The organism is Chryseobacterium rhizosphaerae, from assembly GCF_003385455.1.
Taxonomy (GTDB): domain Bacteria; phylum Bacteroidota; class Bacteroidia; order Flavobacteriales; family Weeksellaceae; genus Chryseobacterium; species Chryseobacterium rhizosphaerae.
On record NZ_QNUF01000013.1, the window covers coordinates 86,695 to 102,866 of the forward strand.

12 protein-coding genes are annotated in these 16,172 nt (G+C 34.8%); 5 read left to right on the top strand and 7 right to left on the bottom strand.

Annotated elements, in window-relative coordinates:
* The first annotated feature begins 22 nt into the window (after positions 1–22).
* Positions 23–304, top strand: a complete 282-nt coding sequence (locus tag DRF57_RS12835) for a FoF1 ATP synthase subunit delta/epsilon (RefSeq protein WP_047495753.1) — start codon at positions 23–25, stop codon at positions 302–304.
* An 81-nt stretch (positions 305–385) separates the two neighbouring features.
* A complete protein-coding gene (locus DRF57_RS12840; protein WP_047495750.1) occupies positions 386–1,204 on the top strand; it encodes a hypothetical protein in 819 nt (272 codons plus the stop codon).
* An 857-nt stretch (positions 1,205–2,061) separates the two neighbouring features.
* Here the strand turns inward: DRF57_RS12840 and DRF57_RS12845 are convergent.
* From DRF57_RS12845 to DRF57_RS12865, 5 genes are all read right to left on the bottom strand, one after another.
* Positions 2,062–4,251 carry a B12-binding domain-containing radical SAM protein gene (locus tag DRF57_RS12845; RefSeq protein WP_115918842.1) on the bottom strand — a complete coding sequence of 730 codons (2,190 nt, stop codon included), beginning with the start codon at positions 4,249–4,251 and terminating at the stop codon, positions 2,062–2,064.
* Positions 4,252–4,355: 104 nt separating this feature from the next.
* Positions 4,356–4,967, bottom strand: a complete 612-nt coding sequence (locus DRF57_RS12850; RefSeq protein WP_123863320.1) for a hypothetical protein — start codon at positions 4,965–4,967, stop codon at positions 4,356–4,358.
* Between the two features lie 345 nt (positions 4,968–5,312).
* Positions 5,313–6,203, bottom strand: coding sequence for a DMT family transporter (locus DRF57_RS12855; RefSeq protein ID WP_115918846.1), 891 nt, complete (start codon positions 6,201–6,203; stop codon positions 5,313–5,315).
* Between the two features lie 75 nt (positions 6,204–6,278).
* Positions 6,279–7,550 (bottom strand): aminotransferase class I/II-fold pyridoxal phosphate-dependent enzyme, encoded by a 1,272-nt coding sequence (locus DRF57_RS12860; protein ID WP_174772376.1) that lies wholly within the window; start codon positions 7,548–7,550, stop codon positions 6,279–6,281.
* An 81-nt stretch (positions 7,551–7,631) separates the two neighbouring features.
* Entirely contained in the window at positions 7,632–8,669 is a 1,038-nt protein-coding gene (locus DRF57_RS12865; protein ID WP_047495732.1) for a PLP-dependent cysteine synthase family protein, read from the bottom strand.
* A gap of 221 nt (positions 8,670–8,890) precedes the next feature.
* Here DRF57_RS12865 and DRF57_RS12870 point away from each other — a divergent pair, with 221 nt between their 5' ends.
* From DRF57_RS12870 to DRF57_RS12880, 3 genes are all read left to right on the top strand, one after another.
* A complete protein-coding gene (locus tag DRF57_RS12870) occupies positions 8,891–12,376 on the top strand; it encodes a glycosyltransferase family 117 protein (RefSeq protein WP_047495730.1) in 3,486 nt (1,161 codons plus the stop codon).
* Between the two features lie 89 nt (positions 12,377–12,465).
* Positions 12,466–13,959, top strand: coding sequence for an LTA synthase family protein (locus DRF57_RS12875; protein ID WP_115918848.1), 1,494 nt, complete (start codon positions 12,466–12,468; stop codon positions 13,957–13,959).
* 115 nt (positions 13,960–14,074) lie between these two features.
* The gene (locus tag DRF57_RS12880) at positions 14,075–14,605 is read left to right on the top strand and encodes a DUF1697 domain-containing protein (RefSeq protein ID WP_084083966.1); all 531 of its coding nucleotides are present in this window, start codon (positions 14,075–14,077) and stop codon (positions 14,603–14,605) included.
* Positions 14,606–14,732: 127 nt separating this feature from the next.
* On the opposite strand, the gene DRF57_RS12885 is transcribed toward DRF57_RS12880, so the two are convergent.
* Both DRF57_RS12885 and DRF57_RS12890 read right to left on the bottom strand, forming a co-directional pair.
* Entirely contained in the window at positions 14,733–15,587 is an 855-nt protein-coding gene (locus DRF57_RS12885; protein WP_047495721.1) for a nucleoside phosphorylase, read from the bottom strand.
* An 18-nt stretch (positions 15,588–15,605) separates the two neighbouring features.
* Complete coding sequence (locus tag DRF57_RS12890; RefSeq protein WP_047495718.1) at positions 15,606–16,067, bottom strand: hypothetical protein; 462 nt, start codon at positions 16,065–16,067, stop codon at positions 15,606–15,608.
* Positions 16,068–16,172 lie beyond the last annotated feature (105 nt).

A 16,172-nucleotide genomic window follows, 5' to 3' on the forward strand; every position in this document is an offset into this window, starting at 1 on the left:
AAATCTTCAAATCTAAATTAAAATGAATATAAAAATTTTAACACCAGAATACGTAGTTTTTGAAGGAGAAGTAAACTCAGTATTGTTGCCTGGAAAAAATGGTGAATTTCACATCATGCAAAACCACGCAGGAATTGTTTCTTCTTTAGTCGGTGGTAAAGTAAAGCTTTTTGCTAATTCAATTGATGATGCTTTTGCTAAAAACTTTGCTAAAGAAAATGAGAAAGACTCTGTTTTTTCTTATTCTATCAAAAGCGGTGTTGTAGAATTTAATCATAATAAAGGAATTATCCTTTGTGAATAATTAAATGAAAAGCTAAATATATTTTCAAGAAAGTGTAACTTTGTGTTACACTTTTTTTATTTTATGTAAAAGGCTGGTTCTATGAAGAAAAGTATTATTATATTCTTTACACTTCTGGGAGTTTTCCTCAATGCCCAGAATATTAAGACCAAAAGAGGAATTATCAACTTAGACGGAATCCCGGTAGCAAAACTCTCCAATAAATCCAGTAATTATACTTTTATGGATTTAAAGGAGACACCATTATACACTATAAAATTTATAGATAAAAGTATTGTTGATTCTGTGAGAGACAGCTATATAGAAATTAATAGAGTATATAACAGGGATAAAGTAATAGAACTGGATTATATTTCACCATCGGCATTTTCCGGGGAAGAAAAATCTGCCGTTTATACTTCCGTGAATGGTCTTAAAATAATTGATAACAAAGGGATCAATGTAAAGAATCTCGATGAGCTGTTTTCGAACATGCCGAAAAGAAAGCTGGACAGTAAGACAAAAGAAGCTTATGCCATCAGAAAAAAGATTGATAAGCTGAATATTGAGGTCAATAAAGTAGGCGAGATCCTAAGTAATGGTGTTCCGGTAGGGTATTTTACTAATTTGCCAGTAAGTTTCGGGTCGGATGATACCATCATGGATAAAACTTTTATAGATATCGAAATCTACGATGCCAAAAGTAAATATATCGGACGGTATATTACAACTACAAAGCAATTGAAAAGTGCTGGCGGTAAATCTTTTACGATTTACCGGGAAATGTCTGGCAGAGCCTCTATTTTAAAATTCCCAACCTATAAAGCACTTGCAGAACGCATGGCTATTATGGATCCCAATTTTATTAAAACGCAGGAAAAAGTATCTGTTGGCCCTGTTGTAAAAGATACATCTAATTAGAAAACATTCAATAGAAATAGGTTTTTATCGTATAATAAAAAGATCAGCATGCCCCGCAAAATCTGCGAGCGTATTATCTTCAATAAAAATTGAACTTCTTCCAAAACCTAGCAGAGTCTTTGTCATTCCGTAGGAATCTCAACGTCATTATTATAAAAAAATAATCTGGATTCCTCCGGAATGACAAACAAAATGTTTTTATCGTATAATAAAAAAATCTGCAGGATCCGCAAAAATCTGCGAGCGTATTACCTTCAGTAAAAATTGAACTTTATCCAAAACCTACCATAGCCTTTGTCATTCCGTAGGAATCTCAACCTCATTATAAAAAAAAATCTGGATTCCTCTGGAATGACAAACTAAGCGTTTTACCATGTAATAAAAAAGATCAGCATGCTCCGCAAAATTTGCGAGCGTATTAGCTTCAGTAAAAATTGAACTTCTTCCAAAACCTACCGGAGTCTTTGTCATTTTGTAGGAATCTCAACGTCATTATTATAAAAAAATAATCTGGATTCCTCCGGAATGACAAACTAAGCGTTTTATCATGTAATAAAAAAGATCAGCATGCTCCACAAAATTTGCGAGCGTATTATCTTCAGTAAAAATTGTACTTTATCCAAAACCTAGCAGAGTCTTTGTCATTCCGTAGGAATCTCAATATTATTATAAGAAAAAATAATCTGGATCCTCCGGAATGACAAACTAAGCGTTTTTACCATGTAATAAAAAACTGCTTGATCTGCAAAAGTTGTATCCAATAAGAATTTAGCTCGTTCGTTAATAATTTCAAAAATTAATTGGCAATTGGAAAATCTGTGGAATTTTTAAAATCCCTGAGAAAAAACTAAAAAATTTTATAAACTTAAAATCACTCCATTTTCCTTTAGTTGCTGCATAGGTTTTGAAAACCAGAATAGTTCAAAATCCTCAAAATTTTCTTCGAAATGATTCTTAAGTTGTTGAGCTGTAATCTTTTTCGGATTTTCTATAGAGTTCTGCTCCAATACATTCAGTAACCAGTTTGCTTTATCTTGCTCCAGCTCGATCTTCACAATATTGGTTTTTAAATGGAATGTAATTAATGTGTACGTACCAGAATATTTCTTTTTTGTTTTTACGCGATTCTCAGCGATTACATTTTTGGTTAAAAATACAATTTTTGAGTTTCCTTTAAAAGTAAATGCGTCATCTTCTAAAAGACAGTCATGAATATGGTCAGGATGAATTGTTGTTCTTGGAATTTTAAAATCGAACCATTCCTGAAGGGGAATTTCAAAATTAATTCCATGCATATAATTGAAGAGGGATTTTTTTAATCCGAAGCTGAATCTATTATGATCGATTCCTGTTTTATCTTTAAAGTCGATGTCATTGTTTGCGAATAGAATTTCCTGTTTTACCGGAATAACTCCGAAATCTTCGGGATTGATTCCTACAGGTGAATGGGCAGTCATTGCAAACTGGTGCCAGAATCCACTTTGAAGAATTCCCATTTCAAACATTTGACGAATCATCTCCAGTGAGTCTATTGTTTCCTGAACAGTTTGGGTAGGGTAGCCATACATCAGATAGGCATGAACCATGATTCCTGCTTCGGTAAAATTTTTCGTTACTTTGGCAACCTGCTCTACAGAAACTCCTTTATCAATTAATTTTAACAAGCGATCACTGGCGACTTCAAGTCCACCTGAAACGGCAACACATCCTGATAATTTTAAGAGATAGCATAAATCACTGGTGAAACTTTTCTCAAAACGGATATTGGTCCACCATGTTACAACAAGATTTCTTCTGAGAATTTCCAGGGCAACTTCCCGCATTAAAGCTGGAGGAGCTGCTTCATCTACAAAATGAAAACCGGTTTCGCCGGTTGTTTTGATGAGCTCTTCCATTCTGTCTACCAAAATTTTGGCAGAGATGGGTTCATAGATTTTAATATAATCTAAAGAAATATCACAGAAAGTACATTTACCCCAGTAGCATCCATGAGCCATTGTCAGTTTGTTCCATCTCCCATCACTCCATAGACTGTGCATGGGATTGGCGATTTCAATAACGGAAATATACTGATCTAATTTTAAATCGGTATAATCCGGAGTACCAATTTCAGCCTGCTTATAATCATGTCTTTTAGAATTGTTTTTATAAACAACTTCTTGATTTTCAAGTAAAAAAGTTCTTTTATATTCCAATTCATCTGTGGGATACAATACACTTTGACATAGTAACTCAATAGGAAGTTCACCATCATCTAAGGTGATAAAATCAAAAAATTCAAAAACTCTCTGGTCTTTGACCTCTCTTAATTCTGTATTGGGAAATCCACCTCCCATGGCGATTTTGATGTGAGGAAAGTTCTTTTTTATAAACTGAGCGCACTTAAAAGCAGAGTATAAATTTCCGGGAAAAGGTATTGAAAAACAAATCAGTTTAGGTTGTATATTTTCTATTTTATCCTGAAGAATTTTTAATGTAAAATCATCGATAAATGTTTGTGGGCCTGCTAATTTTGAATAGAGCTCGTCAAAAGAATTCGCACTTTTCCCCAGGCGTTCCGCATATCTGCTGAACCCGAAATCAGCATCATTATTTTCGATAATATAGTCTGAGATATCTTCCAGATATAAGGTAGCCAAATGTTTAGCTTTATCCTGTAAACCCATATTTCCGAAAGCAAAATCCATATCATCCAGTTGGTTGAAACGGGAAGCTTCAGGCAGAAAATTCATGCTGCAGATCTGTCTGGCTAACGTTGGATTTTTGCCCTGTAAAAAAGAAATTACCTGATCGATGGTTTTTAAATATTCTTCTCTTAAAGCAAATATTCTCTGTGTATTTTCAGTAGTCGTCGGAAGGTCAATCTTTTTATCAAAAACCTTTTGAAGCCCGTCTCTTGAAAATAATTCTAAAATAACATCAATTCCCAGATCAAGCTGATAACTGGAAATATTTTTGGTATTCAAAAATCCTTTGATATAAGCTGTTGCGGGATAAGGAGTATTGAGTTGGGTAAAAGGTGGGGTGATAAGAAGCAGATCTTTCAACAGAAAATTTTTGCAAAGTTATAAGTTTTAAATCTAAAAGAGCAAAGATTTTTACTGATTATTTGACGAAAACTTCAAAAGTATTTTTTTATACCTTATTCATATCAATGATTATGTTTCCAGTGATTGTAGGTCCATTCCAAACCAAATAATCCGGAATAAGTTTCAATATCGAGATAATCTCCTTTTCCAAATTGATTATAAGTTTTGCGGCTTACATTGATTACATCAGGCTTTGTATATTCTTTGAGATAGTATAAGCGTAAATATCCATCATTATTTTTATCCCGGATAATTTTAAATTTTCTGGCAAGAATTTCATATTTCTTATTTTGAATGTTAAGAAATACTTTGGAGGGATTGTAACGATCTGCCTTTGGATATATGTCTGCATGTTCCGCTGCTGATATTTGCTTCCAAAATGGAACCGGGTTCATTTTTTCCTTGGGAATTGTCTTAAACTGATAGTTTGTAATTTCAGAGTAACCATCCGAATCCATTTTTTCTTCTATATAAATGGCTTTATCGGTAATTAAATATCCTTTGGATAACGGCTTGGAAAAATCAAAAGATGCATTAACCGCTAAAAAGAAAAGGATAGAATAGAAACTCATAGTCTGTAAGATATGTTGAGTGTTGCTTGACAAATCTTTATCTTTCGATTCTATAAAAAGTCCTGCTATTACCGGTAAAGAGAATAAAACTAACTGGGTCATTAAACTGAAATGATACAGTTCAAAGATTTTCCAAACTATAAAAATATATAATATAGGTGTGGTAAGAGATAAAAGCTTGTAATAAATAGACTGATCTATATTTTTCCTGTCGCTGTCATTTATGAAAAATCTGATCCAGGGAATGCAAAAAATGATCACACATAGAAATCTAAATTGCCATGATACCGGTTCTGAGAACAATAAAACTAGACATAAGAAGATTCTTGTAATAAGAGAAAAAATGATCTTTGGAATAATTTGCATATTATATTTACCCATCAATTTGTTGGGTAAATATAGTATAAAAATTTTGTTATGAACTACTAATAGATCAATCGGCCATTTCTAGCTTGTGCACTGATTAAGTTTCGCCTTCCTGTTGTCTGCAATCACATTAAGCGTAACCCCTAAAAGAATCAGCGTAATGCCTATGAACAGATTGGGGGTGAACTTTTCATGGAACATTAACACACTTACCATTACGGCAACTACAGGTTCCAAAGCTCCAAGTATTGCTGTGGGGGTAGATCCTATATATTTAATGGCATATACCAGGCATAAACTGGATATAACAGTAGTCAGAAAAGCAAAAATGAGAAAATTAAAAAATAGAGACAGGGAAGTTATCGTTAAAGACTGTCCCTCCAGACCTGTCTTTGTCATAAAAAACAGGGATGTAAAAAGCATGGAATAAAAAGACAGCTTAAATCCGGAAACCTTAAGATCTGATTTGTTGACAATAACCATATATAATGCATAAAAAAGAGAACTTAGCATCACAATTCCCAATCCCGTAAAATTGATTTCCAGGCCACTTCCTTTTAAACATAAAACAATAACTCCTGCAAAGGCAAAAAGTAAGGATACTATGGACAGTCTATTGAGTTTTTCTTTATAAAAAAAGAACATAATTAAAGCTACGATAACGGGATAAATGAATAAAACAGTAGAGGCAATACCCGGAGTAAGAAAGTCATAGCCTAAGAATAAAAATTCTGAAGACAATGCATAGCAGATTCCTAGTACGGTTAATATAAGTGTTTCTTTCTTATTGATTTTGAAACTCTCTTTGGAGTAAAGGAGATATCCACCTACCAGTAAAGCAGAAAAGAAGAACCTGTAAAATAAGGTTACATCTACTGAAAAATGCGCTTGTTTGATGGGCAGAATAAAAATAGGAATCAATCCATAGGAAACAGCTGACAGTGTTCCTAACATATATCCTCTGAGTTTCATTTCGTTTTTATAGCTTTTATAGTTTTTAAATAAAAAACCACTGAAGTAATTCAGTGGTTTTTTTTATGTTGATGATTAAATCGGTTTAAAACTTAATCCTTGTTCCTGCAGTAATAGCTGTTCCTGCTCTTTATAGTAACCACTTACTAATTTATCATGAATAGCTTCAAATGCGGTCAGAGTTTCATTAATCTCTGCATCCGTATGAGAGGCAGTAGGAATTAACCTTAATAGAATCATTCCTTTTGGAATTACAGGGTATACCACCACTGATGTAAAGATACCGTAATTCTCTCTTAAATCTTTTACAAGAAGGGTAGCTTCTACCGGAGTTCCCTGCATCATTACCGGAGTTACACAAGTATTGGTATCACCGATGTTGAATCCTCTCTCTCTTAATCCGTTCTGTAATTTGTGGGTATTTTCCCAAAGTTTAGCTTTGATCTCAGGTTTCGATCTTAAAAGCTCCAATCTTTTCAATCCTCCGATAACCATTGGCATAGTCAGAGACTTGGCAAAGATCTGAGATCTCAGGTTGAATTTCAGGTATCTGATAATTTCTTTGTCCCCCGCAAGGAATGCTCCGAAACCAGCCATTGATTTGGCAAAAGTGGAGAAGTATACATCAATCTGATCCTGACAGCCTTGTTCTTCACCTGCTCCGGCACCTGTTGTACCCAGTGTTCCAAATCCGTGTGCATCATCTACTAAAAGTCTGAAGCTATATTTTGATTTAAGGTCACAGATCTCTTTAATTTTTCCCTGCTGTCCTCTCATTCCGAAAACTCCTTCGGTAATTACCAAAATACCACCTCCTGTTTCTTCAGCAACTTTGGTAGCTCTCTGAAGGTTTTTTTCAAGACTCTCCATATCGTTATGTCTGTAGGTAAATCTTTTACCCGAATGAAGTCTTACTCCATCCACGATGCAGGCATGAGAGTCTACATCATAAACAATAACGTCATTTCTGTTGACCAAAGCATCAATAGTAGACACCATTCCCTGGTAACCGAAGTTTAATAAATATGCTGATTCCTTTTGTACGAAGTCTGCTAATTCTCTCTCCAGCTGAAGGTGCTGATCTGTCTCTCCGGACATTGCCCTTGCACCCATTGGATAAAACATTCCATATTCTGCAGCTGCATTGGCATCCGCTTCTTTCACTTCAGGATGATTACAAAGACCTAAATAGTCATTGGCACTCCAGAAAATTACTTCTCTACCCTGAAACTGCATTCTCGGACCAATTGGGCCCTCCAACCTTGGGAAAATAAAATATCCTTCACCATAATCTGCAAATTGTCCAAGAGGTCCTGGATTTTCTTTTATTCTTTCAAAAATATCCAACATTATATCGTAATTTTTAAGTAAAAAAGCCTTTGTTGTAGAACACGCAAAAGGCTTAATTTATATTGTGATTATATATTATTATTTGATAAACTCTGTCTTGAAGACTTCATCATAATTGTGAACACAATTATTAACAAATCCTTGCTCAGCCATCCATTTATCACTGTATACCTTAGTAATATATCTTGAACCGTGGTCAGGATAGATTAAAACAATGACATCATTTTCAGTAAGGTTGTGAGATTGGGCATATTGAATTAATCCCTGCGTTACAGCTCCTGTAGTATAACCACCCATAATGGCTTCTTTTAAAGCAATTTCGCGGGTTCTGTACGCAGCCATCTCATCATTTACTCTTACAAACTCATCTACTTTATCGAAAAGAAGGGCAGAAGGAATTAAATTTTTTCCCATACCTTCAATCTGATAAGGATGTACATCTTCCTTATGGATTTCTCCCGTCTCATGATAGCTTTTTAATATAGATCCATCAGCATCCACCCCAATAATTTTAATATCCGGATTTTTCTCTTTCAAAAATTTCGCGGAACCTGATAGGGTACCACCTGTTCCTGTACATGCAAAAAGGTGAGTGATCTTACCTTCTGTCTGCTCCCAAATCTCAGGACCTGTAGTCTGATAGTGGGCATCAATATTCAGTTCATTAAAGTACTGATTGATATAAATGGAATTAGGGGTTTCCTGAGCGATTCTTTTAGCTACTTCATAGTATGATCTTGGATCATCCGCTGCTACATTGGCCGGACATATATATACCGTTGCTCCTAAAGCTTTTAGATAAGCAATTTTTTCAGGCTTCGTTTTGTCGCTTACTGCGAGAATACATTTATATCCTTTTATGATACATACCATTGCAATAGAAAATCCGGTATTTCCGGAAGTAGTTTCTACAACTACAGAATCTTCTTTTAATAAACCTCTCTGCTCTGCATTTTCTATAATATGTAGTGCAATTCTATCTTTGGTGGAATGTCCAGGATTATATGATTCTAACTTGGCATAAACGGTTGCTGGAATATCTTTTGTGACGGTATTTAGCTTCACCATAGGAGTATGTCCTATCAGGCCAAGAATATTATCGTAAACATTACTCATTACTTGTTATTTTCAATAAAAATCTGACTGCAAAAATACAAAAAAATAAATAATTACTAAACTTTTGTTTGAATTCTAGGAGTCTATTTTAGAAAACCTATTTTCTTATTTACAGTTTTAGCAGGAGTACGATCGCAAATTCCACGCCAAATTTTTAAATTTTGTTAAAAACAATATAAAATAATATAAAAGCCTTATTTTCGCATAATTGATTTAATACTATGAAAAATTGGACTTTTAGGCAATGGAACACCGCTTTAGGATGGGTGATTTTCGTCATTGCGTTTTTTACGTACTTGTCCACGATAGAACCCAATTTTAGTTTTTGGGATTGTGGGGAGTACATTTCTTCTGCAGTAAAACTTGAAGTAACGCACGCCCCGGGAGCGGCTTTATTCCAGATTGTGGGTGCCGTGGCAGCCATTTTTGCATTAGGAAAAGGCGAAAATTATTCTATCGTAATTAATGCGATGTCTGCATTGTTCAGTGCGCTGACTATTTTATTTTTGTTTTGGACCATTACACATTTTGTAAGAAGACTGTTAAACAAAGACTTTGAAGAGATTACTAAACATCAGGAAATCTCTATTTTATTTGCTGGAGCAATAGGAGCACTTTGCTTTACTTTCTCAGATACCTTTTGGTTTTCTGCAGTGGAAGGAGAGGTGTATTCAATGGCTTCCATGTTTATCGCACTTCTGGTTTGGTTGATCACAAAATGGGAAAATGAGTATAAAGCAGCTGACAGTGAGAGATGGATTATCCTTATTTTCTTTATTTTAGGACTTTCTGTTGGGGTACACATGATGTGTATGCTGGCGATTCCTGCCGTATGCCTTGTATATTATGCAAGAAATTATACGTTTACCTGGAAAAACTTTATCTGGGCAAACCTTATTACCCTGGGAATTTTGATTATTGTTTTCAAAATTATTTTCCCTTTGATCATGACAATGTTCGGAAGACTGGAGATTTTCTTCGTAAATGGGCTTGGACTTCCTTTCCACTCAGGAACTATTGTTGCATTTATCATAATGGTAGCGATCTGCTATTTTATTATTAAATATGCAAGGAGAGCAAAGAAAAACGTATACCAGACGGTAGCTTTATCTGTGGTTTTTATGATGATAGGGTTTTCTTGCTGGATGGTTATTCCCATCAGAGCAAATGCCAATCCGCCGATGAACCTTAATGATCCTGATACCGCTATTGGTATGTTGGATTATTATAACAGAGAGCAGTATGGTGACTGGCCAACGATCTACGGACAAAACTATACGGCATTTCTTGATGCTAACGGTATTGAGAAAAATGAAGACGGAAGTTTTAAAACAACGAAAACCGGTGAAATCTACGAAAAAGATGAAAAAACCGGAACCTATAGAAAAACCGGAGACCGGTTCAATTATGTATTCAATAAGTCTCAGATAAGCTTAATGCCGAGAATGTTTAGTGAGGATAAAGATGTAATGGCCAATTATATTGCTATGTACGGAGCTCCTGATTTTACATTCAATTACGGAAATGAAGATGTTGCTGATAACCCACAGGCTAAGCAGATCTTCGATGAGATGAGAACAAAATATGAAGACAAATCAATTACTGCGGCAGATTATCTGAAAGTAAAACCATATAACCTGATCAATGTTCAAAAGCCTTCATTACTTCAGAATATGGATTATTTCATTTCTTTCCAGAATGGATATTACTTTGTAAGATACCTGATGTGGAACTTCGTGGGAAGACAGAATGATCTTGAAGGAAATATGGAAAGCACAAAAGGAAACTGGATTTCAGGGATTCCTTTTATAGATAATGCATTAGTAGGAAATCAGGATAAAATGCCTGCTAAGTTTAAAAATGAAAGTACCGTAGCCTTTTTCTTCCTTCCATTGATTTTAGGATTGATTGGATTCTTTTTCCAGTTGAACAGAGACTTCGGAAGATTCTATGCTTTGTTATCTTTATTTATTTTAACCAGTGTAGGAATTGTTTTCTATACAGGAGTAAAACCTTTTGAACCGAGAGAAAGAGATTATGCCATGGTAGGTTCATTCTATGCTTTTGCTATCTGGATAGGGTTGGGAGCTGGAGCTATTCTATGGTTCTTACAATCCAAAATAAAATCTAACGGAGCTAATATAGCATTAGGAGTTGTTTTATTGGGAGTACCATTTATGATGGGCTTCCAGAACTATAATGTTCACGACAGAAGCGATAGATATACCGCGTATGACTATGCTTATTCTGTATTAAAATCATTGCCTAAGAATGATATCCTTTTTGTATATGGGGATAATGATACTTACCCGGTTTGGGCGATTCAGGAAACTGAGAGATTCAGAGATGATGTGAAAGTAGTTAACTTTACCCTGGCCTCTACACCATGGAACTTAGATCAGGTGAAAAGAAGAACGTATAATGCAATGGGGATCCCAAGTCAGTTAACACATGATGATTACAGAGACGGTGTCAATGACCAGATCTATATGATGAAGAAAGAAGATTGGGAAGGAGTTTTCTCTATGTTGAAAGAACAGGGAGCTCCGGAAACAGAATTCCAGTCATTCAGAAAATATCTTACACAGGATTCTTTAACATTGAAGCAGGCTATTGAGTTTATTAAGTTCAAGTCTCCTGAAAAAGACCAGCTTTTAAAAATGTATTTCGGAGAGGAGAAATATGAAAAATATAATATTCTTCCGGTTAACAAATTTATCCTTCCTGTCAATAAAGATAATGCATTGAAAGCAGGAATCATCAATCCGGAAGATCTTCCGAATGTAGCGAATCAGATTATGATCACTTACAAAGGAAACACTCTTTATAAGAACAACCTGATCCTGTTAGATCTATTGGCAAACTTCGATTGGAAACGTCCGATTAACTTCTCTTCAGGAGGAATCTATGACAGTGAAAATATTTTCTACCTTAACGAATATCTTCAGTTTGACGGATTCAGCTACAGGCTAATACCAATTCACACCCCTCAGACTCCGGATGGAGATATGGGAAGAGTAGATCCTAATTCTCTTTATAACGTAGTGAAAAACTTCAGATGGGGGAACTTTAAAAACTTAAATGCTCACTTTGATGAGACGGCTACATCCAATATTATCAGCTACAGAATGTCAGCAAGCAGAGCTGCTTCAGCACTTGCATTGAACAATCAGAAAGCGAAGGCATTGGAAATTCTGGATCTTGCAGCTAAAGAAATTCCTGCAGAAAAATATAATGATCCCCGTTCCCTAAGTTCAATTGTATCAGGATACATTATTGCAGGGCAGGAGCAGAAAGGCCTTCAGTTGGCAGAAGTGCTTAAAAAAGGAATTTTTGAAGAATATGATTATTATTTAAGCCTTTCAAAAGCAGATCAGAGCTATCTGAGAAGACAGATGAGAACAAAACCTATGGAATATTCTCTTGTAGTTTCTGCGGTTACGGATGCTTATACAAGAATAGGACAGAAAGAAAAAGCATATGCTTATCTGGTAAAATCCATTGAACCTATTGATAAGAAATTCAATGTTTTTGTAAAAGAACTTCAGCAGATGGGTAAAGACAAAGCAATGAAGGAATCTGAAAATGTTCAACAGATCACTCCATTCTATCAGTACCTATTTGATATCATGGAACCTTTTGATTCTACCTATTCGAAAGAAAAAGAAAATCAGATTACCACAGCAATTATCAAGGTAACACAATAAAATATTTTAAAAACGGAACTTCGGTTCCGTTTTTTTATTATTGGGAATCCTGAATTTTAAGATTATATTTGTGAAACTAAAAATACAGAATGTCTGAAACAAAGAATAGCAGGTTCCCCATCTATGCTGTAATTTTTACAGTACTTTTTAAACTCCTTTTTTTATTAACGCACTATATTCAGGAAGATGCATTTATCACCTGGAGGGTTGCCCAGAATTTACTGGACTACGGAGTGATCGGTTTCAACGGAGATACTAAAATCTCAGCTTCTACCACTCATCTGTATGTTTTTGTATCCTATATTTTCAACTTTGTTTTTGGAAAAGAAAACTTTATTGAACCTCTTTTGATTTTCAATTCCCTGCTTTTTACAATAGGGACATTGTTTCTTTCTCATTTGGTTCTTAAAAATCCCTGGCATAAAGCTATTTTCATCTTTTTAATAGGTATTCTTCCACCTTCCATTAAAATTTCAATCCTTGGAATGGAGTATGGATTATTATTTTTTCTGGAGATGTCATTACTGTATTATGGTTTTTACAAAGGAAAAAAATGGGTATTGGCCCTGCTTCCTGTTTTGATCATGTTCACAAGAATAGATACGGTGATCTTCCTGGGAATTGTTTTTCTGGTTGACCTTTTCTGGAATAAAAAAATCAGATGGATTTATGTTTTTGGGGGAATTTGGGGTGTTTTATTTACTGTGGCTTTCAACTGGTTCTACTTTGGTGAACTTGTTAATAATACCATTACAGCAAAGAAATTACTATATGAGCAAAGTTTTACATTGCAGCAGCACATCAGCTATTTCTTTGTGAGTTTTGGAAATTTCTGGGGAATGCTAAAAGTACCCGGGAATTTTAATCCCGTAACGGTTGTTGTACTGATTTTTGAAGTCCTGTGTTTTATTTATTTGATCAGACAGAGAAATAACAGAAATTATTTCCTGTGGATGATCTTTATTTTCGGATGGGTAAAACAGATTCTTTTTATCTCTCAGAAGAGTTTATTCGATTGGTATTACTGGGTTCCGCAGCTTCTGCTTTTCGTACCTGTTCTTATTTTTATTTTAGAGCAGAAAGAGAAAAGAAACCTGTGGCTGTCATTATTGACTATATTTTATATTGTTCCCATGCTTGTCTTTCAAACCATTCATGCTATTGCTACAGGAAACGGAGAATGGAATTACCGCAGAACAATCGGTGTATTTTTAAATCAATATGAAAAAGATAAAAATCAATGGATCTTATTGGAACCGGCGGGCTATGTCCCTTATTTCTCAGGCTTAAAAACCATTGATGAAGTAGGTTTGGTAGATAAACAGATTCAGGAAGAAATCAAAAAGGATAAAGTGAATTATTGGATCAATACCGTAAAAACAAGAAAGCCGAAATATCTTCTCTCTTATAAAAATTTATATGAGGGGAATGATGCTAATGCTGTGTATTATCAGACTCACTATAAACTTTTGAAAGAGTTCAGAGTGAAAGATCATCTGAAAAGTGACCATAAAATACTGGAAAAAATCTATAAACTGAAGCCTTCCGGAACTGATTATAATTTATATATTAAGGTAGAATAAAGAATAAAGAATAAAGAATAAGAAGTTGAAAGGGTAGACGTACTCAAACTCCAAAACCCTCCGACTCTCCAACCCTCCATCCAGTATCTGCAACCTACTCTCTAAAATCTAATCTATGAAATACTGTGCTTTTCTCCGTGGTGTCAATGTAAAAGGAACAAACATGAAAATGGCTGATGTATGCCAGGTTTTTAAAGATGCCGGAATGGAAGAGGTAAGTTCCATACTTGCTTCCGGAAATATTGTGTTCTCTTCAGATAAGGCTGTTGAAGAATTAAAGGAAATTCTGGAAAAAGCTATGTCCGGACATTTTTCTTATGAAGCTTTTCTGTTTGTTAAAGCAAAGGAGGAAGTAGAATTATTCTGGAGTGGTATCCCTTTTGAAAAGAATGAGAACCTTCATATTTATGCCTTTGTGGGCGTTTCAGGTGTGGAAGATGTTTTGATGGAAGAATTTCAAAAAGCTTCCCATACTGAAGATGAAAAGGCAGAAATTATCAACAGTATATTTTACTGGCAGGTTCCAAAAGGAAATACCTTAGATTCTACTTTTGGAAAGATTTTAGGCAAAAAAAGCCTTAAAGACCGGTTTACAAGCAGGAATACCAATACTTTTGAAAAAATCCTGAAGAAGATGAACGGATAAGAGTATATTCAATAGAAACGAAGCTTTGCCCGTTTACCAAAGAAAGCTTTAGCCAAAACCTGATAAAAATAAAAAAGCTATCCTCAATGAGAATAGCTTTCTGTATGTATTATAGTTATAATCTTAACTATTTAATGATTCTTTCCAATACCCATTCAATCAGGTTTTTCTCAGAAGCATGGTGATCTGCGGAGAATTCTCCACGTCTTCTGTTAGCAATTACGTTATTTACTGTAATGGCTTTATGGCCTAATAATTTTGAAAGCGCATAGATGGCAGAAGTTTCCATCTCGAAATTCGTGATTCCCAGATCATTTAAAGTTTCCAGGAATTTGTCATCTACTGCTTTTAAACGAAGCTGTCTTCCCTGTGGAGCATAGAACCCCGGGAATGTAGCTGTATTTCCGTGATATTTGGCATCTTTATAATAGTCTCCCATTTCTTCTGCCCAGTCTGAGAAATAAAGCATTGGCTTAATTTTTTCATAAGGGAATTTTTCCATGAAGCTTTTAGAAAACTCATTTTCAAAGTTGTAATCCTGGTAAAAATGCATTAATCCGTCTAGTCCCACTACATTTTGGGTAACCAGCATATTATCAACCTGCACATCCGGGTTTACACTTCCGCAAGTTCCCATACGGAATAATTCAAGAGCTTTGTGTTCAGTTTTGAACTCTTTATTTTTAAGATCGATATTAACCAAAGCATCCAGTTCGTTCATCACGATATCGATGTTTTCAGTTCCGATACCTGTAGACATTACTGTAATTCTTTCTCCGCGAAGAGTTCCTGTATGCGTATAAAATTCTCTCTTATTTTTTTTGATTTCTACTGTGTCAAAATATTTTGAAACCTTCGCTACTCTGTCGGGATCACCTACAAGGATGATTTTATCAGCGATATCTTCAGGTAAAAGGTTCAAGTGGTATACACTTCCGTCTTCATTCAGAACAAGTTCTGAGGCAGCAAGTTTATTGAGCATAATGTATATTTTTATATTTTAATTAATGAAAATTGCGTCTTTATAAGGAGACCCGGCAAGATCGAAGATCGTATCGTATTCTTCAACGATTCTTTTTTGACCCTGAATTACTTCGTATACCGTAATAATTGTTTTCTCAAAATTTTTAGGATCTTTCCTTTGTGAGGTAACCTCATAGAAATGATCATCTTTTTTGAGAACAGAAACGAGTTCCTCCTTAGTTGAGTTGTTGGTTTCCATCATTCCGGGAAACTCCATAACAACATCTTTTAGTTCAGTATAATTTTTATAAGGTTTTGTGATTCCATTTGAATAAACATAGACATTGGGAATATCTTTGCCTTGTTCCAGACGGACCAGGTAATAATCATTACCTTTCTTCTCTGCATACACAGCCATTTCCTGTTGTTTTTTCTTTTGCGAAAAAGCAGAAAGAGAAAGCAGGCTGGCCATACAAGCAAACAATAACTTTGTTTTCATATTATTATTTTAGTTTTGATTTGTTGAATTAAATTAAAAAATCCTCTCCCAATAACCCTCACCATTATTTTTTATTGGTTTTTAGAATAAACCGTCTTCCTTAGA

What these genes read in the sequence shown, in the direction of transcription:
- DRF57_RS12880 (WP_084083966.1), top strand. Translation starts at nt 14,075, where the DNA reads ATGAAATACTGTGCTTTTCTCCGTGGTGTCAATGTAAAAGGAACAAAC.
- DRF57_RS12865 (WP_047495732.1), bottom strand. Translation starts at nt 8,669, where the DNA reads ATGAGTAATGTTTACGATAATATTCTTGGCCTGATAGGACATACTCCT.
- DRF57_RS12835 (WP_047495753.1), top strand. Translation starts at nt 23, where the DNA reads ATGAATATAAAAATTTTAACACCAGAATACGTAGTTTTTGAAGGAGAA.
- DRF57_RS12855 (WP_115918846.1), bottom strand. Translation starts at nt 6,203, where the DNA reads ATGAAACTCAGAGGATATATGTTAGGAACACTGTCAGCTGTTTCCTAT.
- DRF57_RS12875 (WP_115918848.1), top strand. Translation starts at nt 12,466, where the DNA reads ATGTCTGAAACAAAGAATAGCAGGTTCCCCATCTATGCTGTAATTTTT.
- DRF57_RS12890 (WP_047495718.1), bottom strand. Translation starts at nt 16,067, where the DNA reads ATGAAAACAAAGTTATTGTTTGCTTGTATGGCCAGCCTGCTTTCTCTT.
- DRF57_RS12885 (WP_047495721.1), bottom strand. Translation starts at nt 15,587, where the DNA reads ATGCTCAATAAACTTGCTGCCTCAGAACTTGTTCTGAATGAAGACGGA.
- DRF57_RS12840 (WP_047495750.1), top strand. Translation starts at nt 386, where the DNA reads ATGAAGAAAAGTATTATTATATTCTTTACACTTCTGGGAGTTTTCCTC.
- DRF57_RS12850 (WP_123863320.1), bottom strand. Translation starts at nt 4,967, where the DNA reads ATGACCCAGTTAGTTTTATTCTCTTTACCGGTAATAGCAGGACTTTTT.
- DRF57_RS12870 (WP_047495730.1), top strand. Translation starts at nt 8,891, where the DNA reads ATGAAAAATTGGACTTTTAGGCAATGGAACACCGCTTTAGGATGGGTG.